At 71.0% G+C, this 23,183-nt stretch carries 24 protein-coding genes and 1 pseudogene; 14 read left to right on the plus strand and 11 right to left on the minus strand.

Going from position 1 to position 23,183, the window contains the following annotated elements; all coding sequences use genetic code 11:
• The first annotated feature begins 25 nt into the window (after positions 1-25).
• Complete coding sequence (locus D9753_RS19485; RefSeq protein WP_121791165.1) at positions 26-793, plus strand: helix-turn-helix domain-containing protein; 768 nt, start codon at positions 26-28, stop codon at positions 791-793.
• Between the two features lie 3 nt (positions 794-796).
• The gene (locus D9753_RS19490) at positions 797-1,270 is read left to right on the plus strand and encodes an NUDIX domain-containing protein (RefSeq protein ID WP_121788156.1); all 474 of its coding nucleotides are present in this window, start codon (positions 797-799) and stop codon (positions 1,268-1,270) included.
• Here D9753_RS19490 and D9753_RS19495 read toward each other — a convergent pair.
• Together D9753_RS19495 and D9753_RS19500 are read right to left on the minus strand one after the other, a co-directional pair.
• Entirely contained in the window at positions 1,258-1,824 is a 567-nt protein-coding gene (locus D9753_RS19495; protein ID WP_121788157.1) for an HD domain-containing protein, read from the minus strand. The genes D9753_RS19490 and D9753_RS19495 overlap by 13 nt on opposite strands.
• Position 1,825: 1 nt before the next feature.
• Positions 1,826-2,287 (minus strand): GntR family transcriptional regulator, encoded by a 462-nt coding sequence (locus D9753_RS19500; protein ID WP_121788158.1) that lies wholly within the window; start codon positions 2,285-2,287, stop codon positions 1,826-1,828.
• A 605-nt stretch (positions 2,288-2,892) separates the two neighbouring features.
• Between D9753_RS19500 and D9753_RS38710 the strand changes: the two genes are divergently transcribed.
• From D9753_RS38710 to D9753_RS19525, 5 genes are all read left to right on the plus strand, one after another.
• Positions 2,893-3,027: a hypothetical protein gene (locus D9753_RS38710; RefSeq protein WP_276209439.1), complete on the plus strand. Its 135-nt coding sequence runs from the start codon at positions 2,893-2,895 to the stop codon at positions 3,025-3,027.
• 677 nt (positions 3,028-3,704) lie between these two features.
• Positions 3,705-4,361 (plus strand): rhomboid-like protein, encoded by a 657-nt coding sequence (locus D9753_RS19505; protein ID WP_205614203.1) that lies wholly within the window; start codon positions 3,705-3,707, stop codon positions 4,359-4,361.
• 10 nt (positions 4,362-4,371) lie between these two features.
• Complete coding sequence (locus D9753_RS19510) at positions 4,372-5,778, plus strand: NAD(P)/FAD-dependent oxidoreductase (protein WP_205614204.1); 1,407 nt, start codon at positions 4,372-4,374, stop codon at positions 5,776-5,778.
• A gap of 32 nt (positions 5,779-5,810) precedes the next feature.
• Positions 5,811-6,293 carry a GNAT family N-acetyltransferase gene (locus tag D9753_RS19515; protein ID WP_121788159.1) on the plus strand — a complete coding sequence of 161 codons (483 nt, stop codon included), beginning with the start codon at positions 5,811-5,813 and terminating at the stop codon, positions 6,291-6,293.
• Positions 6,294-6,604: 311 nt separating this feature from the next.
• The gene (locus D9753_RS19525; protein ID WP_121788160.1) at positions 6,605-7,297 is read left to right on the plus strand and encodes a pentapeptide repeat-containing protein; all 693 of its coding nucleotides are present in this window, start codon (positions 6,605-6,607) and stop codon (positions 7,295-7,297) included.
• Between the two features lie 17 nt (positions 7,298-7,314).
• Here D9753_RS19525 and D9753_RS19530 read toward each other — a convergent pair whose 3' ends face one another.
• Positions 7,315-7,815: a hypothetical protein gene (locus D9753_RS19530; RefSeq protein ID WP_121791169.1), complete on the minus strand. Its 501-nt coding sequence runs from the start codon at positions 7,813-7,815 to the stop codon at positions 7,315-7,317.
• Positions 7,816-7,885: 70 nt separating this feature from the next.
• Here D9753_RS19530 and D9753_RS19535 point away from each other — a divergent pair, with 70 nt between their 5' ends.
• Positions 7,886-9,277, plus strand: coding sequence for a M1 family metallopeptidase (locus D9753_RS19535; RefSeq protein ID WP_163010736.1), 1,392 nt, complete (start codon positions 7,886-7,888; stop codon positions 9,275-9,277).
• A 73-nt stretch (positions 9,278-9,350) separates the two neighbouring features.
• Here the strand turns inward: D9753_RS19535 and D9753_RS19540 are convergent, their stop codons facing one another.
• Positions 9,351-9,926: a TerD family protein gene (locus D9753_RS19540; RefSeq protein WP_121788161.1), complete on the minus strand. Its 576-nt coding sequence runs from the start codon at positions 9,924-9,926 to the stop codon at positions 9,351-9,353.
• Positions 9,927-10,091: 165 nt separating this feature from the next.
• On the opposite strand from D9753_RS19540, the gene arfB reads away from it, so the two are divergent.
• On the plus strand, positions 10,092-10,529 hold the full coding sequence (gene arfB, locus D9753_RS19545; RefSeq protein ID WP_121788162.1) for an alternative ribosome rescue aminoacyl-tRNA hydrolase ArfB: 438 nt from the start codon (positions 10,092-10,094) through the stop codon (positions 10,527-10,529).
• 39 nt (positions 10,530-10,568) lie between these two features.
• On the opposite strand, the gene D9753_RS19550 is transcribed toward arfB, so the two are convergent.
• Together D9753_RS19550 and D9753_RS19555 are read right to left on the minus strand one after the other, a co-directional pair.
• Positions 10,569-11,027 carry a GNAT family N-acetyltransferase gene (locus D9753_RS19550; protein WP_121788163.1) on the minus strand — a complete coding sequence of 153 codons (459 nt, stop codon included), beginning with the start codon at positions 11,025-11,027 and terminating at the stop codon, positions 10,569-10,571.
• A 65-nt stretch (positions 11,028-11,092) separates the two neighbouring features.
• Entirely contained in the window at positions 11,093-11,584 is a 492-nt protein-coding gene (locus D9753_RS19555) for a flavin reductase family protein (RefSeq protein WP_394346811.1), read from the minus strand.
• Positions 11,585-12,049: 465 nt separating this feature from the next.
• Here D9753_RS19555 and cdgB point away from each other — a divergent pair, with 465 nt between their 5' ends.
• Positions 12,050-13,705 (plus strand): diguanylate cyclase CdgB, encoded by a 1,656-nt coding sequence (gene cdgB / locus D9753_RS19560; RefSeq protein ID WP_121788165.1) that lies wholly within the window; start codon positions 12,050-12,052, stop codon positions 13,703-13,705.
• A 119-nt stretch (positions 13,706-13,824) separates the two neighbouring features.
• Positions 13,825-14,745, plus strand: a pseudogene (locus D9753_RS19565) (carbohydrate-binding protein).
• Positions 14,746-15,135: 390 nt separating this feature from the next.
• Here the strand turns inward: D9753_RS19565 and D9753_RS39370 are convergent.
• From D9753_RS39370 to D9753_RS19585, 4 genes are all read right to left on the minus strand, one after another.
• Positions 15,136-15,543 (minus strand): peptidase inhibitor family I36 protein, encoded by a 408-nt coding sequence (locus D9753_RS39370; protein ID WP_121788166.1) that lies wholly within the window; start codon positions 15,541-15,543, stop codon positions 15,136-15,138.
• Positions 15,544-15,626: 83 nt separating this feature from the next.
• A complete protein-coding gene (locus D9753_RS19575; protein WP_121788167.1) occupies positions 15,627-16,544 on the minus strand; it encodes a 1-phosphofructokinase family hexose kinase in 918 nt (305 codons plus the stop codon).
• A 122-nt stretch (positions 16,545-16,666) separates the two neighbouring features.
• On the minus strand, positions 16,667-17,794 hold the full coding sequence (gene nagA, locus D9753_RS19580; protein ID WP_121791170.1) for an N-acetylglucosamine-6-phosphate deacetylase: 1,128 nt from the start codon (positions 17,792-17,794) through the stop codon (positions 16,667-16,669).
• Between the two features lie 110 nt (positions 17,795-17,904).
• Positions 17,905-18,852, minus strand: coding sequence for an ROK family protein (locus tag D9753_RS19585; protein WP_205614405.1), 948 nt, complete (start codon positions 18,850-18,852; stop codon positions 17,905-17,907).
• Between the two features lie 112 nt (positions 18,853-18,964).
• Here D9753_RS19585 and D9753_RS19590 point away from each other — a divergent pair, with 112 nt between their 5' ends.
• The 3 genes from D9753_RS19590 (at position 18,965) to otsB (ending at position 21,438) form a co-directional block, all read left to right on the plus strand.
• Positions 18,965-20,239 carry an ABC transporter substrate-binding protein gene (locus tag D9753_RS19590; protein ID WP_449455870.1) on the plus strand — a complete coding sequence of 425 codons (1,275 nt, stop codon included), beginning with the start codon at positions 18,965-18,967 and terminating at the stop codon, positions 20,237-20,239.
• 81 nt (positions 20,240-20,320) lie between these two features.
• The gene (locus D9753_RS19595) at positions 20,321-20,545 is read left to right on the plus strand and encodes a DUF3263 domain-containing protein (protein ID WP_121788170.1); all 225 of its coding nucleotides are present in this window, start codon (positions 20,321-20,323) and stop codon (positions 20,543-20,545) included.
• Positions 20,546-20,580: 35 nt separating this feature from the next.
• Entirely contained in the window at positions 20,581-21,438 is an 858-nt protein-coding gene (gene otsB / locus D9753_RS19600; RefSeq protein WP_121788171.1) for a trehalose-phosphatase, read from the plus strand.
• Between the two features lie 262 nt (positions 21,439-21,700).
• Here the strand turns inward: otsB and D9753_RS19605 are convergent, their stop codons facing one another.
• Positions 21,701-23,146, minus strand: a complete 1,446-nt coding sequence (locus D9753_RS19605; protein ID WP_163010738.1) for an alpha,alpha-trehalose-phosphate synthase (UDP-forming) — start codon at positions 23,144-23,146, stop codon at positions 21,701-21,703.
• Positions 23,147-23,183 lie beyond the last annotated feature (37 nt).

Raw genomic sequence — 23,183 nt, forward strand, 5'->3', positions numbered from 1 at the left:
CCAAGACGTCCCAACGGGGGTGCAGATGTCGAACGAGCGGTTACGGTCGGCCCTTCTTGCCCGCGGCATGACCGTGCAGAGCCTGGCTGAAGCGATCATGGTCAACCCCAAGACCGTCGAACGCTGGATCACTCAGGGCAAGGTGCCGTACCGGCGTCACCAGTACGCGACAGCGGCGGCGCTCAAGGTCGACGTGACCACGCTGTGGGAGGATGGCCGGACCGTCGACAGCGCGACGGACCTGACGAAAGCCGAGATAGCGACCGTCTACCCGCACCGGCACACAGTCCCATCCGGGCTCTGGCGGGAGCTTTACGGCCGTGCTGAGCGGAACCTGGACGTGCTTGTGTACTCCGGCTTGTTCCTCTCGGAAGATCCCCTCTTCCACGACGTGGTGAAGGCGAAAGTGGAGGCCGGGGCCCAGGTGCGCATCCTGCTGGGAGACCCTGCCTGTGCAGCCGTCCGACAGCGCGGCATTGACGAGGGGCACCAGATCATGGACGGGAAAATCCGCAACGCACTGCTGCTCTACCGGCCGCTCATGCGTAGCCACCCGAACATCGACTTCCGGCTGCATGACTCGACGCTCTACAACTCCATCTATCGCGCTGATGACGAGATGTTAGTGAACCCGCACGTCTACGGCATCGGCGCGTATTTGGCGCCTGTTCTGCACCTCCGCCACCTACCGGGCGGGGGACTCTTCAACACGTACGCGGACAGCATCGATCACACCTGGAAGAACGCCCGTCCGATCACTGACCAGGACATAGACAGCATCACGGGAGCCTGAACCATGGGACGCATTGACTACCTGCACGACCCCGACGCCCCGCCGGCCAACTCGGTCGTGCCGTCCGTCGTCGCGTTCGTCCAGAACGACGCCGACCAAGTGCTGATGATCCAGCGATCCGACAATGGGCGCTGGGCACTGCCGGGCGGCGGCCACGACGTGGGCGAGTCCATCAGCGACACCGTCGTGCGCGAGGTCTGGGAAGAGACCGGGATCAGGGTGGAGGTGGTCGACGTGTCCGGGCTCTACACGGATCCCGGACACGTGATGCAGTACGACGACGGCGAGGTGCGACAGCAGTTCAGCATCTGCTTTCGCGCGCGACCGGTCGGTGGCGAACTCCGTACGAGCAACGAGACGACTCAAGTCCGCTGGGTCAACCCGGTGGACCTGACGGAGCTGGACGTGCACCCCACGATGCGGCTCCGCATCGAGCACGCCCAGGACAAGACGCGAACGGCTCCCTACATCGGCTGACGCTTGGCGGCGCCGACACGTTCGAGCACGCGGGACGTACACGCCAGGATTTCGGGTTCAGCCCGACGGATGAACGTCCCGATGAGGCTGTCCGGCCCGTACCGCCCTGTGATCTCGTTGATCCGATCCACCGGATTCGTGGACGTGCCGTCCGGCGTGGTGTTCATGTCGCAGTAGCAGAGCGCGTCGTTCAAGTGCTCCTGCTCGCGGGGAAACTCGCCCTCCAGCTCCTCGCGCATGCCGCGCGCCTCCGCCTCCATCCAGGCGCAGGAGTGATGGGCCACCAGGTTGATGACCCGTTCATCGGCGCCGGCCACGTCTCGGAGGTAGCGTGCGCCGTCCAGCGGGTGGAAGCCCGTCTTGGCCAGGTCCGGCGCGTAGCCGATGTCGTGCAGGACCGCCGCGGCCTCCAGCAGCTCCGCGTCCTGGTCCAGGATGAGCGCGATCGTGCGCGCCCTCTCTGCGACCCCGAGACAGTGCTTCCAGCGCCGCGGCAACGGCTCGGCGAGCAGGGACTCGGCCAGCGGATACGCCCACTCTGTCAACGTCGGCAAGCTACGAACGCTCCTCTCGCGTCGGCACGGCGCGGACCGTCCGCACCCTGCCCTGTCCGCCCCCCGCCAGCACGCCGGCGGCCTCCAACTTCTCCAGAGCCCTGGTCACCGTTGGGCGCGAGACCCCGAACCGCTCGGCCAAGGTGGAGGCGCTCAGGAACGCTTCCCCGACCTTGAGTTCGTCAGTCGTGATGACCTCTGCGATCCGCTCATGGAGCGGCCGTCGATCCACCTGCGCATCTGATCGCACGACGCGCCATCGTTCGCCTGGTGCTGGTTGAGCCAGTCCTTCTCGCCGAAGCTCGCCATATGCACGGATGGCGACGCCACGCGAGACACCATGCTCGCGCATGACCTCGGCCAGGGAAGGCAGTTCCGTCATCTCCGGGTTGCCCTCGATCAGAGTCCTCACCGAGTCGGCGACCTTGAGGAAGGTCCCCCGAGGGCTGGCCTGCTGCGACACTCGCTCTCCCGTCTGCTGCCCGCTGGCGGAGTCAAGCGTCGCACGCTCGTCCCGTCTACGTGGAGGCCCAACCTGCGGGTGGCGCGTTGATCCGAGTCACCTCCGGCCGACTAGTAGTGTGATCTACAACACAACCCATCTTCCTGTGGAGGGGTCCGGAGAGCCTCACTGGCAAACGCTGCAACCGAGTCGTCTCGTGACGCTTACCGAAGGCTTCCCTGCGCCTAACCGTCACTCCGTTGGCGCCTGCCGACCGACGACGTGCTGTGCCTGGTGCATGACCTCGGGGAATGTGGAAATTACGCCTTTCGATCGCGTAGCTATGAACGCTAATAGCTTGCGCTAACGGAAGCAAGGTTAGCTCCGATTAGTCCCACTCTGGCACGCCTGAAGACTTAATCGGCAAATTTGCAAGACGGAATTTTGTTTGCGTTAGATCGAATTGGGTGTAACCGACTTGTGGTCGTCCGGGTCCTCCCTCTGCCCAACCCGCCTATGCTTGGCGCCGGTTCCTCCCAGAGGTCCCACCGAGTCGTTCGCCTCGGTGGGAGGCGAACCCCTGAGTTGTACTCAGGGCCCCTCAGGGACGGAAGGAGAGGAACCAGGTGGCCGAAGAACAAAATGACGGCAGTCGCTGCGCACGGTGCGAACGCCGCCGGTCGATCAGACAGGCGGTTGTGGACTGGTTGCCGGTGATCGCCGTGGCCATCAAGGAAGTGGTGCGGTACTTCTCGTCATGACGAGAGACATGAACCGGCCGGCGGGCTCAAGCAGTGAGCCCGACCGGATACTCCTCGGCCGGGCTCGTGATCTGCACCGTGGGGCCTGGCGCTGGTGGGCAGCGTCGGGCCCCTTCTTGTCTAGCAAGACTTGCAGGGTCAGTCACCCATGCTACCCGTCTATGCATTACCTCGCCATGCATAGAACGGTACGGTGAAGCGCCCCTGCCGGTCAGTGAGAGCAGCGTCAAACGACTGACGCTGTACTACTCGCCCATGGTGCGCGACCAGGCGATCAGGCCGAAGTTAACTCCGTCAGCCGACTCACGGATGCTCGGTCGTGGCCATCTGCGGCTGGGCAGCGGACCATGCCTGCGATGCCCCTAGGGGTCTCACTTACGGTCTCGATGTGCACCGATTCCGGTGACGTCCGCCGTCGTCTCTCACGGCCATGAAAGACCACTGACCAGCACTGACTCACGCTCGGCGGACGCCCGTGGATGCTCACGGACGGGCATCGGACAACTTGTAATGCGTAGGTCGTCGGTTCGAATCCGACAGGGGGCTCCGAGAGCCCAGGTGGGACCCCTCCCACCTGGGCTTTTCCTATGTCCGGACGGTCGGGCCGGGTGGTGTGCCGGGGAGCGCCGGGGATGTCGATCACGTGCCGGGCGGTGCCGGCGTGGCTGAATCGGTGCATGCGATTTCGGCGGGGTCTGCGCAGGGTGCGGGCGTATGTCCGCGGTGCTCCCGGCACGTACGTGTGGCTGGGGATCCTGTTCGTCACGACGGTCGTCCTGCACCACATGCCGCCGGAGTTCGAGGAGCGTTTCCTGCGGCACCGGTCGACCAACCTCCACGAGCTGGCGCGCAGCCCGGTGCGGGTGCTCGTGGTGAGCGCGTTGTGGATCGAGGGCGGCGACTGGGTGCCGTACGCCTTCCTGTACACGGTGTTCCACGCGCCGGCCGAGCGGTGGCTGGGGACGCTCCGCTGGCTGGCGGTCTGCGTGCTCGCGCACGTCCTGGCCTCGCTGGTCAGCGAGGGGGTGCTGCTGAGGGCGATCGGGGAGGGACTGGCTCCGCGCTCGGCGGTCGACACCCTGGACATCGGGGTGAGCTACGCGCTGGCGGGGGTGATCGCGGTGGTCGCGTACCGGATCGCGGTGCCCTGGCGGTACGGGTACCTGGTGACGGTGCTCGCCGTGTTCGGGCTGCCGCTGGCGGCCCCCGGCCCGACGTTCACGGACTTCGGTCACTTCGGGGCCGCGCTGATCGGGCTGGCCTGCTATCCGCTGGTCAGGGGCCGCGGAAAAGCATGGAATCCGAAGGAGACACTGGCCGGGTTCAGGGGTTAACGTCCCGGCCATGAGCAGCTCGGCAAGCAGTGTCGTGAACGGCGGGTTCTCCTTCTGGTACGCGGACGACGGTCTTCCGGCGGTACGGGAGCCGCTGTCCGGGGACGCCTCCGCGGACGTCGTCATCGTCGGCGGCGGATACACGGGCCTGTGGACGGCGTACTACCTGAAGAAGGCGGTCCCCTTCCTGCGGATCACCGTCCTGGAGCAGAAGTTCTGCGGCTACGGCGCCTCCGGCCGCAACGGCGGCTGGCTCTACAACGGCATCGCGGGCCGGGACCGGTACGCGAAGCTGCACGGCCGTGAGGCCGCCGTGCGCCTGCAGAAGGCGATGAACCACACCGTGGCCGAGGTCGTCGCGGTGGCCGGCGCGGAGGGCATCGACGCCGATGTGCACCGGGGCGGTGTGCTGGAAGTGGCGACCACACCGGCCCAGTTGGCGCGGCTGAGGGCCTTCCACGAACACGAGCTGGCGTACGGCGAGACGGACCGGGAGCTGTACGGCGCCCGGGAGACGGCCGAGCGGATCAGGGTCGCGGACGCGGTCGGCTCGGCCTGGACCCCGCACGGGGCCCGGCTGCACCCGGTGAAGCTGGTCAAGGGGCTCGCGGCGGTGGTGGAGGCGCTCGGCGTGACCGTCCACGAGTCGACACCGGTGACGGAGATCCGGCCCAAGCACGCCGTGACCCCGTACGGCACCGTCCGCGCTCCCTACGTCCTGCGCTGCACCGAGGGCTTCACGGCCTCCCTCAAGGGCCAGAAGCGGACCTGGCTGCCGATGAACTCGTCCATGATCGCCACCGAGCCGCTGACCGGGGAGCAGTGGGCGGCGATCGGCTGGGACGGCCGGGAGACCCTCGGCGACATGGCCCACGCCTACATGTACGCCCAGCGCACCGCCGACGACCGGATCGCGCTCGGCGGGCGCGGGGTGCCGTACCGCTTCGGCTCGCGCACCGACAACGACGGCCGCACCCAGGAGGCGACCGTCGAGGCCCTGCGCGAGATCCTCACCCGCTTCTTCCCGGCCCTGGCGGGCACGCGGGTGGCCCACGCCTGGTCGGGGGTGCTGGGCGTCCCGCGCGACTGGTGCGCCACGGTCACCCTGGACCGCTCCACCGGTCTCGGCTGGGCGGGCGGCTACGTCGGCTCCGGCGTCGCCACCGCCAACCTGGCCGCCCGCACCCTGCGCGACCTGGTCCAGCAGGACTCCGGCCAGGGCGGCCGCACCGAACTGACCGACCTGCCCTGGGTGAACCACAAGGTCCGCAGGTGGGAGCCGGAACCCTTCCGCTGGCTCGGCGTCCAGGGCATGTACGCCACCTACCGCGCCGCCGACCGGCGCGAACGCCTCCACCCCGGCATGGAGTCCTCGCGCCTGGCCAAGGTGGCCGACCGGGTGGCGGGACGGCACTGAGACCCGGGGGACCGGCCGGTCAACCTCCCCCCATGATTCGTGCCGCGATCCCCGCCGACGTCCCCGTCATCCACGCCCTCGTCCGTGAGCTGGCCGAGCACGAGAGGTCGCTGGAGGAGGTGCGGGCCGGTGCCGAGCAGTTGCGGGAGGCGCTGTTCGGGGAGCGGCCGGCCGCCTTCGCGCACCTGGCCGTGGACGACGCGAGCGGCGAGCCGGTCGGCTTCGCGCTGTGGTTCCTGAACTTCTCCACGTGGCGCGGGGTGCACGGCATCTATCTGGAGGACCACTACGTCCGTCCCTCCGCGCGCGGCGGCGGGCACGGCCGGGCCCTGCTGGCCGAGCTGGCGCGCATCTGCGTGGAGCGCGGTTACGAGCGGCTGGAGTGGTCGGTGCTGAACTGGAACCGGCCCGCGATCGGCTTCTACGAGGCGCTCGGCGCCCGCCCGCGGGACGAGTGGACGGTGTACCGGCTGACGGACGGGGCGCTGGCGGGGCTCGCCGGGCCGGCCCGCTGAGCCGCGCTGCCGCCCGGGCCGCCAGGTCGGTCGGGCCCAGGTCCGACAGGTGTCCGGCGCGGGCGAGCCCGTCGGCCCGGGTCCCGTCGGGTCCGGCCGGGAACCGCCCCTTGAACAGCCGTTCCCCGGCCGGCGCGAGGGCCGGGTCCCGCGCCGTGCACCGCTCCAGCCGGCCGGGGGCGTCCAGGCCGCCCACGGCGAAGGCGGCCCCGCGCCGGACGCGCGGGGCGAGGTCTCGCTGTCGCTGTCGCTCGCTGCCCGGTGTCTCCCGGTCAGGGGTGGTTGTCAGTGGCGGGGTGCAGCATGGGGGGATGGTGAGACGAGCGGCGGGTGGCGGGCCGGCGGAGCGGGCAGGGGTGCGGGGGGCGCGGCGGCCGGAGGTGCGGCTGCCGGACCTGGAGCCGTGGGGCGCGTTGGAGTTGGAGCCGGACGGTGACTATGACGGGCTGGAGTTCAGGGAGCTGGACCTGGCCGGGCAGGACGGCATGGGCGCCCGGTTCATGGACTGCGCGCTGACGGGCTGCGTGGTGGACGGCACGGCGCTGGGCCGGGCTCGCGTGCTGGACTCGGTGCTGACCGGGCTGCGGGGTGTCGGCACGCAGCTCGCCGAGGCCTCGTTCCGCGATGTGGAGCTGGCCGACGCGCGCCTGGGCGGTACCCAGATGCACGGCGCGGTGCTGGAACGGGTCGTGATCCGCGGCGGCAAGATCGACTATTTGAACCTCCGCGAGGCCCGCCTCAAGGACGTCGTCTTCGAGTCCTGCGTCCTGGTGGAGCCGGACTTCGCCGGCGCGCGGCTGGAGCGGGTGGAGTTCACCGACTGCGCGCTGCGGGGCGCCGACTTCGGTGGCGCGACCCTGAAGGACGTGGACCTGCGCGGTGCCGCCCCCCTGGAGGTGGCCCGGGGCCTGGACCGCCTCTCCGGTGCGGTCATCAGCACCGGTCAGCTCCTGGACCTGGCTCCCGCGCTGGCGGCAGGGCTGGGGATCAGGGTGGAGGGCTGAGCCGCCGAGCCGCTATGTCACGGCACCCGCGGGAAGCGGGCCTGGAGGGTCCACAGCGCCGGGTTCTCCGCCAGGTCCTCGTGGAGGTCGGTGAGGTCCGCGATCAGGTCGTGCAGGAAGTCGCGGGCCTCGCGCCGGAGTTCGGTGTGGGCGAAGCTCAGCGGGGACTCCTCGGCCGGCTGCCAGTCCGAGGTGATGTCGACCCAGCCGAAGCGGCGCTCGAAGAGCAGCGCGTCGCTGGACTCGGTGAAGTCCAGTTCGGCCCGCTGGGGGCGGGCGGCGCGGGAGCCCATCGGGTCCTGGTCCAGCCGCTCCACGATGTCGCACAGCGCCCACGCGAAGTCCAGCACCGGCACCCATCCCCAGGCTGTGGACAGCTCCCGGTCCGTCTCGGTGTCCGCCAGGTACACGTCCCCGCAGAACAGGTCGTGCCGCAGCGCGTGGACGTCCGCGCGGCGGTAGTCGGTCTGCGGCGGGTCCGGGAACCGGTTGGAGAGGGCGTAGCCGATGTCGAGCACGGAAGAGATGGTGTCACGCCGGTCCGCCCGGCCCGCCTGCGGTGCGTCCCGCCAGCCTAGGATCACTGACATGTCCAGATCCGTGCGCCTTGTCCCGGCCGTCGCCGCCCTTCTCCTCCTCGCCGCCACCGGCACCGCGTGCGACGGCGGCGCGCGGGGCACCGCGGGCGGATCCGGCGTGCATGACCCGTACTTCCCCGACGCCGGCAACGGCGGCTACGACGTCGGCCACTACGCCCTCACGCTGGACTACACCCCGCACACCCGGCACCTCACCGGTACGGCGGTCATCACCGCCCGGGCCACCCAGGACCTGTCCGCGTTCGACCTGGACCTGGCCGGACTGCACGTCGACTCGGTCACCGTCGAGGGCAGGGGCGCCGGCTGGAGCCGCAGCGGTCAGGAACTCACCGTCCGCCCGCACGACGGACTCAGCGACGGCGAGACGTTCCGCACGACCGTGCGCTACTCGGGCACCCCGCGCACCCTCACCGACCCCGACGGCTCCAAGGAGGGGTGGCTGCCCACCGCCGACGGCACCCTCGGCCTCGGCGAACCGGTCGGCTCCATGGCCTGGTTCCCCGGCAACCACCACCCTGCCGACAAGGCGTCCTACGACATCACCGTCACCGTGCCGAAGGGTCTCCAGGCCGTGTCCAACGGCGAGCTGACGGACCGGAGCACGAAGGGCGGCCGTACGGCCTACCACTGGCACACCGCCCAGCCCATGGCGAGCTACCTCGCCACCGTCGCCGTCGGCCACTACGACATCGCCCGCACCACCGGCCCGCACGGCCTGCCCGTCGTCACCGCGGTCGATCCCCACCAGGCCGGGGCCGCCGCCGGGGTGCTCGCGAAGATCCCCGCGATCATCGAGTGGGAGGAGACCAACTTCGGGCCGTACCCCTTCTCCTCGACCGGCGCGATCGTCGACCGCCCGGACGACGCCGGGTACGCCCTGGAGACCCAGACGCGGCCCGTCTTCCCCGGCGCCCCCGACACCTCCACCCTCGTGCACGAACTCGCCCACCAGTGGTACGGCGACTCGGTCACCCCCGAGTCCTGGCGGGACATGTGGCTCAACGAGGGATTCGCCACCTACGCGGAGTGGCTGTACAAGGAGGACCACGGCGGCCCCAGCACCCGGGAGACCTTCACCCGCTACTACGACGGGGACCACGAGCAGATCTGGGCCTTCCCGCCGGCGAAGCCGTCCAGCGCCGCGCACATCTCCGACAGCCCCGTCTACGAACGCGGCGCGATGGTCCTGGAGAAGATCCGCCGCACGACCGGCGACGACACCTTCTACGACATCATCCAGGGCTGGGCCGCCGCACACCGCCACGGCACCGCGAGCACCGCCGAGTTCACCGCGTACGTGGAGAAGAAGGCCCCGGACAAGGACTTCGGCGAGATCTGGAAGGACTGGCTGTACGGCGACGGCAAGCCGCGCCACCCCTGACGGTGCGGGCCGGCGGCGTGCGCCCGGGAAGGACGCCGCCGCCGGTCCCTGCCCGGCGGACGTGGTGTCTGCGTCAGACGTTCACGCCGAAGTCCTGGGCGATGCCCACCAGGCCCGAGGCGTAACCCTGGCCCACCGCGCGGAACTTCCACTCCGCGCCGTTGCGGTACAGCTCGCCGAAGACCATGGCCGTCTCGGTGGCCGCGTCCTCCGACAGGTCGTAACGCGCGATCTCGGCGCCGCCGGCCTGGTTGACGATGCGGATGTAGGCGTTGCGGACCTGGCCGAAGTTCTGGCCGCGGTTCTCGGCGTCGTAGATGGAGACCGGGAAGACGATCTTGTCGATGTCGGCCTGGAGCGCGGCCAGGTTGACGTTGATCGCCTCGTCGTCGCCGGAGCCCTCACCCGTACGGTTGTCGCCCGTGTGGACGATGGAGTTGTCCGGGGTCTGCTTGTTGTTGAAGAAGACGAAGTGGGCGTCCGAGTAGACCTTGCCCTCCGTGTTGACCGCGATCGCGGAGGCGTCCAGGTCGAAGTCCGTGCCGGTGGTGGTGCGGACGTCCCAGCCGAGGCCCACGGTGACGGCGGTCAGGCCCGGAGCCTCCTTGGTGAGCGAGACGTTGCCACCCTTGGACAGGCTTACAGCCATGTTGGGAGTCCCTTCCCTAGATACCCGTGCATACGTGCACATCTGTGCCGACGAAGCTACCGTCACCCGGAACAACGTCGAGGGGGGTCCCGCCGGTTCCGGGTCCCTTTACCTTTTTTACCGAACCGGATATCCAGGTGACGCACACCCCGCGGGTCCGGGAACATGGCATACATGTCCGGGCCCTACCTCATCCGCGGCTCGGTCTCGCTTCCCGAGGCCGAGCTGACGTGGCGTTTCTCCAGGTCCTCCGGGCCCGGCGGACAGCACGTCAACACCAGCGACTCACAGGTGGAGCTGCGCTTCGACCTCGCCGGCACCGAGGCGCTGCCGCCGGTGTGGAAGGAGCGGGCGCTCCAGCGGCTCGCCGGCCGCCTCGTCGACGGGGTGCTGTCCGTACGGGCCTCCGAGCACCGCTCCCAGTGGCGCAACCGCGAGGCCGCCGCCGTACGGCTGGCCGCCCTCCTCGCGGAGGCCACCGCGCCGCCGCCGAAGCCCCGCAGGCCGACGCGCATCCCGCGCGGCATCAACGAACGCCGGCTGCGGGAGAAGAAACAGCGCGCCCAGACCAAGCGGGGACGCACGGGCCGGGACTGGGGTTAGCCGGCCTCCTGCCGCACCGGCCGGCCCCCGCCACGACCGTCACAGGTCCAACACGCCCACCGTCTGGTCCCCGCTCGTCTCGCCGGTCTTCCGGAAGCCCAGGCGGAGGTAGAAGTCCTCGGGGCCCGTCGGGCCGGGGTGCCAGGTGACGTGGAGTTCCCTGCCGCCGCGGCGGCGGATCTCCGCGGCCACCGAGCCGACGGCGAAGCGGCCGTACCCGCGGCCCTGGGCGTCCGCCGCGATGTTCAGCCGCCACAGCCCCGAGCGGTGCAGGCTGCCGTCGCGGTGCCAGTCGATGCCGAAGAAGGCCATGAGGAAGCCGACCGTGCGGTCGCCGTCGACGATCAGACGGGGCCAGGCGACACCGGCGGGATGGACGTACGCCTCGGCGAGGGAGGTGACGACGGGACTGACGGCGTGTTCCTGCCCGGGGCGGACGCGGATGCCCACGGCGGTGTCGAGGTTCTCCGGTGTCACTTCTTCAAGGCGCGGTGTCATCCCCGCACCCTAGGCATTCCCTTTTCCCCGGGCGATGGGATTACGGGGGCGGCGGAATACCGGGCTCAGTCCAGTTGCCGGTATCGGCCGCGGAAGTACAGCAGCGGGCCGCCCTCCGCGCTGGGCACCCGCGCCGTGAGGACCCGGCCGACGACCAGGGTGTGGTCCCCGGCGGCCACCCGCTGCTCGGTACGGCACTCCAGGGTGGCCAGCGCGCCCCCGGCCAGCGGGGCGCCGGTGGCCTCGCCGCGGACGTAGGGGATGTCCTCGAAGAGCAGCCGGTCGCTGATGCGGCCCTTCATGGCGAAGCGGCCGGCGATGTGCCGCTGGCTCTCGGTGAGGACCGACACCGCCCACAGCGGCTGCTCGGCCAGCAGGTCGTCCATGCGGGAGCCCTCGCGCAGGCTGACCAGGACCAGCGGCGGATCGAGGGAGACCGACATGAAGGCCGTGGCGGTCATGCCGACGTCCTCCACGCCCGGCGCGTCGGGGTCGTCCGGATCGAGCGGCGGTTCCTGCGCGGTGACCAGCACCACGCCCGCGGCCAGCCGGGACATGGCGGCCCGGAACTCGTCGTTGCTCACCCCCTCAGCATGCCCGGGAGGCAGGGGGGTGATGGGTGAGGGAGTTTTCAGCACACCGGAAACGCTAGTGTCCGCACCGCGCCGGGCGCATCGGCCCTCCGCCCGAGCCGGGTCCTAGGACCAGCGGCGCACGCGGGCGTACACCCACCGTGCACCGGCGGTGCACGGTCCGTGCGTCATGGGTGCACGACCGCACACTCCGTGTTCGGAATGCGTACGGGAGAAACGCAGAAACTCCACTCAATTGTTCACGTTCTCCTGTGACTTGAGTCACAGGAGGCAGTTATTGTTGACCCTGTGTACCGGGTGGGGAGCGCGCTGTGATTCAGTGGCGGGGAGCCGTACGAGTAAACCGCCGGAGCCAACGCGAAAGCCATCGTAAGGAAGTGCCGAAGACAAACCCTTGATTCGCTGTGAGGTCTCGGGGGGAGGGCGAGCATGGAGACCGAGTCGGAGCCTTATGTCCGTCTTGCGTCCCTGCGGCAGCTCCACCAGGTCATGGCCGACATGAACACGGCACGCAGCCTGGCGGACACGTTGCAGACCGTCGCGGACGGTGTCGTGGGCGCCCTGGGATACGAGATGGCGGCCGTCAATCTGGTACGCCCCGACGGCGATCTCGTCGTCGCCGCCTTCTCCGGGAACTCCGCCGCCGAGGCGCTGATCACCGGCCGGGCCGGCTCCCGGGACTCCTGGGACCGACGGCTGGGCATGGGCGAACGCTGGGGCGACCTCGTCTTCATACCGCACACCGAGGGCTGGGTCCTCGACGACGACGACGTCCCCCAGTGGTACACCGACGGGCCCGCGCCGCGCTTCGAGGACGAGTGGCACCCCTCCGACCGGCTCTTCGCGCCCATGTACACCCCGGGCGTGCAGGGCGGCTCCTGCGGCGAACTGCTCGGGGTCATATCCGTCGACCGCCCGCGCAACGGCCGCCGCCCCGGCGCCTGGGGCCGCGAGGCCTTGCAGATGTACGCCTTCCAGGCCGCCATCGCGATCAGCAACGCGCGCCTGCGGGCCAACATGCAGCGCGCCCTGGTCCGCCTGGAGCGCGAGCAGCAGGCCCTGCGCTCCAGCGAGGAGTCCTTCCGGCAGGCCTTCGAGTACGCCCCCTCGGGCATGGCCATCGCCGAGATGGGCGGCGACCAGCACGGCCGCATCCTGCGCACCAACGACGCCCTGTGCCGGCTGCTGGGCCGGCCCGCCTCCGCCATGCGCCGTTACTCCTTCGCCGACCTCGTCCACCCCGAGGACATCGGCACCCTGCTGCGCACCTCCGCCGAGGGCGGGCGGGCGGAGCTGCGGCTCGGCCGGCGGGACGGCACCTACGTGTGGGTGTCCCTGCGCAACAGCGTCGTCGCGGACGCCGCCGACGGCCCCCGCTTCCTGCTCAGCCACGTCGAGGACATAGAGGAACGCAAGCGCCGCGAGCTCCAGCTCGCCCACCGCGCCTCCCACGACTCGCTGACCGGCCTGCCGAACTCCGCCGAGCTGCGGTCGCGCCTGGCGGCCCGGCTCTGCCGGCGGCCCGCGCAGGCCGGCGCCCTGGAGTCCCTGGACGCGGCCTACGGCCACCCCGCCTTCGACGCCCCGGCCGGACACGGCTTCGACTTCGCGCCGGGTACGGAGGCGTACGACGCCTACGACCACCATGTGCACACCATCGCCCCCGCGGAGGGCCGCGACGACGGCAGCAAGGGCCTCGCGGTCCTCTTCTGCGACCTCGACGGGTTCAAGTCGATCAACGACCGCTTCGGGCACAACGCGGGCGACGCGGTCCTCATCGAGGTGGCCCGGCGGCTGAGCAACGGCGTCCGCGACGGTGACACGGTCGCCCGGCTCGGCGGCGACGAGTTCGTGATCCTCGCCGACGGCCTCGGCCGGGCCGACGCCCAGGACCTCGCCGTACGGCTGCGCAACGAGATCATCCAGCCGATCCGCGCCGAGGGCCGGGCGGTCCGGGTGGGTGCGAGCTTCGGCATCGGCTGGGCGCACTGCGGCATGACGGCGGACGAGGTGCTGAAGTCCGCTGACGAGCGGATGTACGTAGAGAAACGATCTCGTCCCAAACAACATCGCCGCGCCGGGTGACCCGCAGGTCAGCGGGTTGATGCGGTTCGGGCCACCCGTTTGGGCGAGTGAGAGCGGGTAGGCTCGCCATTCAAAACCCGTACCGCATCCGCCAGCACCTGTTGAGGAGTACCCAAGGGATGACGCCCGGCGACAACGGCGCGAGCCCGCCCGAGGACGACGACCCGTTCGGCTACCTGTACGCAGACGGCCAGGCCCGGGGAGCCCAGCCGCCCTCCGGCGGCGGTTACGGCTATCCGAACTCGGTCAGCAGGGTCCGCGCGGTCGGCGAGCGCACCTACGGCCAGCAGGTGCCGTACGGCCAGCCGCCGCAGGCCGCGTACGGTCAGGGCGCACCGCAGCAGGGTCCCCACGGTCAGTCGAACGCCCACTACCAGGCCCCCGAGACGCTGCCCGGCGGCGCGCCGGGCGGCCGGGCGCCCGCGTCCGGCCGACGCGGCCCGAACACCAAGGGCCTGCTGATCGGCGCGGTCGCGGTGGTCGCCGCGGTCGTCATCGGCATCGGCATCGCGATGATCAACGGCCACACGGACGACGACAAGTCCGCAGGCCAGGCCGGAACCAACACCAATCAGTCGCAGAGCAGCAAGCCGAGTCCATCGGGGAGCAGCTCGGCGACATCGGGCGAGCTGCCCAAGAGCGACGCGAGCGCCCTTCAGTTGGCAGGTGGCGCGACCAAGGCATCGGACGTCAAGGGGGCGAAAGCGGCCGGTGGGGTTTAAGTGGCAGGGTTCAATAGTGTCGGTGCTTCGGTGACCTGGACGGTCAGTGACGTCCAAAAAGCTGGCTCGTACCGCCTGTATGTGCGTTATGGAATTCCCGGCGAGGACGCAAACGCGACGCTGACGGTCAACGGCAAACCCAACCCACAGCCCTTGGGTATGAAGAATTTCATTGGCTCACCGAAGGGTGACTTTGAGAAGGGCTGGCAGTCCACCTGGGCTCCAGTGACGTTGACTAAAGGCACCAACACGTTGACGATCGCCTGTGGTCAGGGGAACCAGTGCAACGCCCTTATCGACCAACTTTGGGTGCAGTAAAGTCCAGACAGCGGAACGGTCCGTCGGAATTCACGCCGGTGGCACCGCCTCTCCTGGAGTGGCCTTCTAGGGCGGGTTCTTCATAAACGCCGCCGAGCGCCCGTACCTGCCCCTGCCGCGGCTGCACTCTTCGTGTATGTGCGGCGCCGTCCGTCGTCGTCCTGGCCTGCTGCAAACCCTGCGAACGCGATCGGCTGATCAGACCGCGCACCGGTGGCTCGGCGGCCCGATCGTGCTGGTCCGGGACGCCTTGCGGTCCCCAAGAGCTGGCATTGTGCAGGTCAGGACGGCTCATAGCGAGGGCGGATTGCGAGTGCTCAAGAGCGGTGCGGGGCGGAGCGCCCTCGATGCACCTCATGCTCGGCCGTCGGTACAACGGCCGCGGCACTACTACCCGTAGACCCCGATCCCTGTAACGGTGCCATGGGTATCGTCTGAGTGGGTGCCCGGCTCCAGAGTGAGCAGCCGGGTGCCGATGTCGCAGCCGGTGCCGGGAGTGATGTGCCAAAACTCTATGCGATGGGACGTCTGGTTCGAGACTGACCTGGCAGTGGTGAAGGGAGAGCAGCCGGACGTTACAGAGATAACGGTCCTGGTTCCCGTCCTGTTGGTCCCCGACCATCCACAGAGCTTTCCTTTCGGGCAGGTATTGGGATCAGCCGCCGCAGCAGGTGCGGCAAAGGCGCCACCCAACAACGCACTGGCCAGAGCCACCGTCGTCAAGCCATTTCTAAACACGCTCATAGGAGGTTCCCCTCTGTCTTTCGTCACTGGTCGATGTGGCCTGCAGATGGTCATTTGATCACCCGGCTGACATGAGGGGAAGAGCGTTTCTCGGCCGAACTGTTAGGCAGGCGAATCTGCCTAGGGTTCCCTCGCTTTCACGCCGCCGTAACCAACACTCGTGCCAGGAGTTCGTCATAGGCAGTGCGGCCGACGTCGCCCGCTGTCGGGGCGTGGACGGTCGCTGTCGCGAGGGCCACCGCTCGGGTCAGGCGGGCCGGCCAGTCGAGGTTCTCCACGAGGCCCGAGAGCAGGCCGGCCACCGCCGCGTCGCCGGCGCCGGTCGGGTTGCCGTGGACGCGGGAGGGCGGGGCGGCGCGCCAGCGGCCCTCGGGGGTGACGGCGAGCAGGCCGTCCGCGCCGAGGGAGGCCACGACCGCGCGGGCGCCCCGTCTGCGGGCGTCCTGGGTGGCGCGTGACGGTTCGTGGGAGCCGGTGAGTTCGGCCAGTTCGTCGGCGTTGGGCTTGATGACGTCCGGGCGCGCGGCGACCCCGCGGCGCAGCGGCTCCCCGCTGGTGTCCAGCAGGGCGGGGACGCCGAGGGCGCGTGCGGTCCGTACGAGCGTCGCGTACGCCCCCACCGGCACCCCCGGCGGCAGGCTGCCGCACAGTGCCACCGCCGAGGCGCCGGCCAGCAGCTCCTCGTAGCGGTCCAGGAAGGTGCCCCACTCGGCCGGGGCGATCTGCGGGCCGGGCTCGTTGAGCTGGGTGGTGTCGCCGGACCGTCCGTCGACGACCGCTATCGTGCGCCGGGTCGCTCCGGCGACCGGGACCAGCGCGTCCACCGGCCCGGACGTGCCCGCGAGCCGCTCCCGCAGCACCTGTCCGGTGGCGCCGCCCGCGAATCCGGTGACCGTCACCTCGTGCCCGAGCGCGGCCAGGACCCGGGCCACGTTCACGCCCTTGCCGCCGGGCCGCTCGACGACCTCCGAGACCCGGTGCGAGGCGTGCGGACGCAGCGACCGCACGCGATAGGTGAGGTCGAGAGCGGTGTTCAGCGTGACCGTGAGGATCACCCGGGCCGGCCTCCCTCGAAGTCCCTGCGCCTGTCATCGGTTTCCGGGGCCACGATCATGCCAAAGAGACGGCGGCCGGCCCAGTGCGCGGGCGGTGGCCGTCTCCCCGACGGCGGTACGGATCAGGGCAGTTGGGGAGCTACCACCCATTCGCCCCGCCGCATGACGCCCTTCACCCGGAAGTCGGCGTCCAGCAGGACGAGGTCGGCGTCCTTGCCGGGTTCCAGGGAGCCGATGCGGTCGGAGAGGCCGAGCAGCCGGGCCGGGTTGGCGGACAGGGCGGTGACGGCGTCCTCCACCGGCAGCCGGTCGACGGTCACCGCCCGCCGGAACGCGCGGTCCAGGGTGAGGGTGGAGCCGGCGATCGAGCCGCCGTGCACGAGCCGGGCCACGCCGTCGCTGACCTCGACCTCCATGGGGCCGAGCATGTAGCGGCCGTCGCCGATGCCGGCCGCGTCCATGGCGTCGGTGATGAACGCGACCCGGCCGGCGCCGGCATGCCGGAAGGCCAGTTCCAGTGCGGCGGGGTGCAGGTGGGTGCCGTCGTTGATCAGTTCCACCGTGACCCGCTCGTCCTCCAGCAGGGCGGCGATGGGGCCGGGGGTGCGGTGGTTCAGGCCGGGCATGGCGTTGAAGAGGTGGGTGGCGACCGTGGCCCCCGCGTCGATGGCGTCGACCGTCTGCTCGTAGCTGGCGTCCGTGTGGCCGATCGCCGCGATCACCCCGTGCTCGGCGAGCAGTCGTACGGAGTCGATGCCGCCGGGCAGCTCGGTGGCGAGGGTGACCATCTTGGCCTTGCCGCGCGCCGCGTCGATCAGTTTGCGGACGTCCGCCGGGTCCGGGTCGCGCAGCAGTTCCTCGGCGTGCGCGCCCTTGCGGCAGGGCGAGATGAACGGGCCCTCGAAGTGGATGCCGGCGATCTCGCCCTGTTCGGCCAGTTCGCTGAGCAGGCCGGCCTGCCGGGCGAGCAGGTCCATCTCGTCGGTGACCATGGATGCGACGAGGGTGGTGGTGCCGTGCCGCCGGTGGGTGTGGACGGCGGTGAGGATCTCCTCGGCGGTGCCGGAGAAGGCGGCGCCGCCGCCGCCGTGGTTGTGGATGTCGACGAAGCCGGGCACGAGCCAGTGGCCGGTGACGTCGATGATCCGGGCGCCGGCCGGGGCGGTGGCGGTGATGCGGGTGCCATCCACGGCCAGCCGGCCGTTGCGCACGGTTTTGGTCGGGAGCACCACGTGTGCGCCGGTGAGCACCTGCTGGTCCGCCGTGGCGATCCGCGCCCCGCGGCCGGGCCGCGGATCGTCACCGTCCCGCGTCCCTGGCGGGGCGCTGTCCGGGGCCGGAGTTTCCCGCTCGGTTGCCATCAGGTGCTTACCTCCGGAGTCGTGGGAGCGGTGGTCGTCAGCAGGTCCCGGGCGAGCAGGCCGGCGCCCAGGCAGCCGGCGCTGTCGCCGAGGGCGGCGGGGACGATGGTGGGCAGTTTCTGGAAGGTGACCCGCTGCCGGACGGCGTCCCGCAGCGGCTGGAACAACACTTCCCCCGCCTCGGCCAGCCCGCCACCGATGATCATGGTGCGGGGGTTCAGCAGGGTGAGCGCGGTGACCAGGCCGTCGGCGAGCGCGTCCACCGCCTCCTGCCACACCCGGACGGCGTTCGGGTCACCGGACGCGACGGCCTCGGCGCAGTCGGCGGCGTCCGCCTCCGGGTTCCCGCAGGCGGCGGCCCATGCGGCGCTGACGGCGGACGCGGAGGCGTACCGCTCCAGGCAGCCGTACTGTCCGCAGGGGCAGGCGGCGCCCTGGGGGCGTACGCGGATGTGGCCGATCTCGCCGGCGAAACCGTCCGCGCCGGCCTCCACCCGGCCGTCGATGCCGATGGCGCCGGCGATCCCGGTGCCGAGCGGTACGAACAGGAACCTGTCCGCGCCCCGGCCCGCGCCGATCCGGCCCTCGGCGAGTCCGCCGGTGCGCACGTCGTGGCCGAGGGCGACGGGCATCCCGAGCCGGTCGGTGAGCAGGGCCCGCAGGGGTACGTCCTTCCAGCCGAGGTTGGCGGAGTAGACGGCGGTGCCCCGGGCCTCGTCGACGATGCCGGGGACGGCGATGCCGGCCGCGGCGGCCGGTCCGCCGTGGTGCTCGACGCCGTACGCGCGCAGCTCGGCGGCGAAGGCGAGGATGCCCTCGATCACCGCCTCGGAGCCGCGCTCGCGGCCGGTGGCACGGCGGGCGCGGTGCAGCAGGGCGCCGTCGTCGCCGACGAGGGCGGCCTTCATTCCGGTACCGCCCACGTCGAGGGCGATGACATGTCTCACCACGGGCCCTAGTGTGACCCTCCCACCCGGGAAAGGTCTAGTCCACTCACGTGGTGTAGACCTTAGCTGTCCATATATCGAACGGTCAGACAGCAGGGTTGGGGCTTTGAGGGTGCGTCGGCGTACGACAGGAACGATCGCGGTGGTGTCCGCACTGGGCATGACGGCGGTTCTCGGCGGCTGCGGGAGCACGGGCTCCTCCGACGTGACCCTCAGACTCGTCGCCGCCGACTACGGCGACTCCCCCGCCAACAGCTCCAAGAAGTACTGGGACGACCTGGCCGCGGAGTACGAGTCGCACCACTCCGGCGTGAAGGTCGAGGTCAGCGTCTACTCGTGGAACGACGTCGACCGCAAGGTCAAGGAGATGGTCGACGCCGGCCACGCCCCCGACCTGGCCCAGATCGGCGCCTACGCCGACTACGCCGCGGCCGGCAAGCTCTACCAGGTGTCCGACCTGCTCTCCATCCGCACCCAGGCCGACCTCCTCTCCCAGCTCTCCGACGCCGGCGAGTGGAAGCACACCCAGTACGGCATCCCGTTCGCCGCCTCCACCCGGGTGCTCTTCTACAACAAGACCCTGTTCGCCGGGGCCGGCATCACCCCGCCGACCACCTGGGACCAGTTGGCCGCCGACGCCCGCGCCCTGAAGGACAAGGGCGTGAAGTACCCCTACGCCCTGCCGCTCGGCCCGGAGGAGGCCCAGGCCGAGACCATGCAGTGGCTGCTCAGCGGCGGCAGCGGCTACACCGACGACGTCGGCACCTACACCCTCGACTCCGCGCAGAACATGGAGACCTTCGCCTGGCTCAAGGACGAGCTGGTCGGCAAGGACCTGACCGGCCCGGTCGCCCCCGGCAAGCTCAACCGCGCCGACGCCTTCGCCGCGTTCGCCGACGGCCAGGTCGGCATGCTCACCGGGCACCCCACGCTGATCCAGCAGGCCGGCCGCAAGGGCGTGAAGTTCGGCACGGTGCCGATGCCGGGCCGCACCGGCAAGGCCCGCGCCTCCATGGGCGTCGCCGACTGGATGATGGGCTTCCGGCAGAACGGACACGCCGAGCAGATCGGTGACTTCCTCGACTTCGTCTACAGCGAGAAGAACGTCCTCACCTTCTCCCGCACTTACGGGCTGCTGCCGGTCACCGGCTCCGCCTCCACCGCCATGAGCACCTCCGGCAAGTCCTCCGACAAGGTCCTGCGCCCCTTCCTGGACCAGTTGCCCACGTCCGAGCTGTACCCCGTCGGCAAGACCTCCTGGGCGTCGGTCAGCGCGGCCGTGAAGCAGAACATCGGGCAGGCCGTCGCTCCCGGCGGCAGCCCTTCCGGCGTCCTGACCCGGCTCCAGTCGACGGCCACGGCGGCCGACAGCGGAACCGCCGGCTAGGCCGGGTCGTCCGACTCCCGCGGCGGGAGTCCGACGGCACGACCGGTCCGGCTGTCCGTGCCCGGCGCTACGGTGGCTCCCATGGAACTGGGCAGCCGCGAGAAGGCGATCCTCGCGCTGGAGCGCCGGGCGTTCCCCGGGCCCGGCGCGAAGGAACGGGCGATCCGCGAGGAGCTGGATCTGTCCCCCGTCCGCTACTACCAGCTCCTCAACGCCCTCCTGGACGACGCGCGGGCCCTGGCCCACGACCCGGTCACCGTCAACCGGCTCCGCCGGATCCGGCAGACGCGGCGCGCCGAACGCTGAGGAGTGGACCGGCCTTCCGCGGATAGGGTCGCCGTATGGGCACCCACACGACGGACTCCCTGCACCCGCTGCCGCTCCCGACCACCCAGGCCGGCCGGGACGGGCTCGCCGCGCTCCTCGCCCGGCCCCGTGACGCCGTGATCGGGCTGGACTTCGACGGCACGCTCGCCCCGATCGTCGCCGACCCCGAACAGGCCCGCGCCCACCCCGGGGCCGTGCCCGCGCTGGCCGCGCTCGCCCCCGAGGTGGCCTCCATCGCCGTGATCACCGGCCGCCCGCCCGAGGTGGCGGTCCGCTACGGCGGCTTCGCGGACGTCCCCGGCCTGGAGCACCTCACCGTCCTCGGCCACTACGGCGCCGAACGCTGGGAGGCGGCCACCGGCAAGGTCACCGCGCCGCCCCCGCACCCGGGCGTGGCCGCCGCCCGCGCCGAACTGCCCGGCCTGCTGGAGCGCGCCGGCGCCGGGCAGGGCACGTGGATCGAGGAGAAGGGCCGGGCGCTCGCGGTCCACACCCGCCGCGCCGCCGACCCGCAGGCCGCCTTCGAGGCCCTGCGCGGCCCGCTCGCCGGCCTCGCCACCCGGCACGGCCTGATCGTCGAACCCGGCCGCCTGGTCCTGGAGCTGCGCCCGCCGGGCATGGACAAGGGCGTGGCCCTCCTGGACCACGCCCGCGCCACCCGGGCCGGCTGCGTCGTCTACGCCGGCGACGACCTGGGCGACCTGCCCGCCTTCGCCGCGGTCGACGAACTCCGCGCCGCCGGCACCCCCGGCCTGCTGGTGTGCAGCGGCAGCACGGAGGTCACCGAGCTGGCGGACCGCGCCGACCTGGTGGTGGCCGGCCCGGAAGGTGTCGTGGAGCTGCTGCGGGGGCTGGCGGCCCACCTGGGGTGACGCTCTCGGCCGGTCGGTGCCCGGGAACACCGGGCACCGGCCGGCCAACTCCACAGCGCACCGGCCGACCGGTCAACTCCGCCACGCATCCGCCGACCGGGTCCGGGCTGCCGACCGGTCGGCTCCACGGGGCATCGGTCCAAGTTGCCGGCCGGCCGGCGGCGAGTGCACCGAGCCGCTGCCGGGTCCGGGTTGTCGGCCGGTCGGCTGTGCGGGGCACCGGTCCGGGTTGTCGGCCGGTCAGGTGCGAGGTGCCGGCCGGTCAGTTGCGCAGGGCGTCAAGCTGGTCCAGGAACCAGCGCGCCGGCGGCAGCGCGGTCGCCGCGGCGGCCAGTCGCTTCGACCGCTCCGCCCGCTCGGCCACGGGCAGGCTCAGGGCCGCGTGCAGCGCGTCCGCCGTCCCCCCGATGTCGTACGGGTTCACCACGATCGCGTCCTCGCCCAGCTCCTCGTACGCCCCGGCCTCCCGGGACAGCACCAGCGCGCAGCCCTCGTCGGAGACCACCGGGACCTCCTTGGCGACCAGGTTCATGCCGTCGCGGATGGGGTTCACCAGGGCCACGTCGGCCAGCCGGTAGGCGGCGAGGGAGCGGGCGAAGTCGTCCTTCACGTGCAGGACGACCGGGGTCCAGCCCGCCGTGCCGTAGCGCTCGTTGATGTCGTCCGCGACCCGCCGGACCTCGGCGGTGTACTCGCGGTACACGGCGAGGTCCTGCCGGGACGGGTACGCGAAGGCGACGTGGACGACCTTCTCCCGCCATTCGGGGTGGTCGTCGAGTAGCTGCCGGTAGGCCAGCAGCCCGCGCACGATGTTCTTGGACAGCTCGGTGCGGTCCACCCGGACGATCGTCCTGCGCGCCGTCCCGTCGGGGCCCGGGCCGATCTCCGCGCGGAGGGCCGTCATCCGCTCGGCCACGTCGTCCTGGTGGGCCCGCCCGCGCAGGAAGTCCGCGTCCGCGCCGAGACCGTGCACCCCGATCCGGGTGCCGGCGGCGGCGTCGGGCCCGAGGACCACCTGACAGCAGGCGGTGAAGGCGTCCGCCCACCGCTGGGTGAGGAACGCCGCGCGGTCCGCGCCCAGGATGCCGCCGAGCAGCTCGGCGGCGATGTCGTCGGGCAGCAGGCGGAAGTAGTCCGGCGGCGCCCACGGGGTGTGCGAGAAGTGGCCGATGCGCAGGTCGGGGCGCAGCTCCCGGAGCAGGCGCGGGGCGAGGGCCAGGTGGTAGTCCTGGATCAGCACCGCGGCGCCCTCGGCGGCCTCCTCGGCCAGCGCCTCCGCGAACGCCTGGTTGTAGGCCCGGTACGACGCCCAGTGCCGCCGGAACTCCGCGTCGAAGACCGGCTCCATCGGGGTCTGGTACAGCATGTGGTGGACGAACCAGAGCACCGAGTTGGCGATGTCGTTGTAGGCCGCGGCGTGCACGGCCGGGTCGATGCCGAGCATCCGCACCCGCTGCCCGCCGGTGTCCGCGGCCGGCAGCAGTCCGCCGTCCGCGCGCCGCACGGCCTCGCGGTCGCCGTCGCCGAGCGCGGCGCACACCCACACGGAGTCCGCGTCGGACCCGATGGCCGACAGCCCGGAGACGAGCCCGCCGCCGCCCCGCCTGGCGTGCAGCGAGCCCTCCTCGTCGATCTGATACGAAACCGGGCCGCGATTGGACGCGACCAGCACCTGAGCCTGTTCAGCAGTGCCGTGCGTGGAAGCCATACGCCTCAACCTAGCCCGGCCCACAAACGCTCAAACG

The sequence above is a fragment of the Streptomyces dangxiongensis genome, assembly GCF_003675325.1.
Classification (GTDB): Bacteria; Actinomycetota; Actinomycetes; order Streptomycetales; family Streptomycetaceae; genus Streptomyces; species Streptomyces dangxiongensis.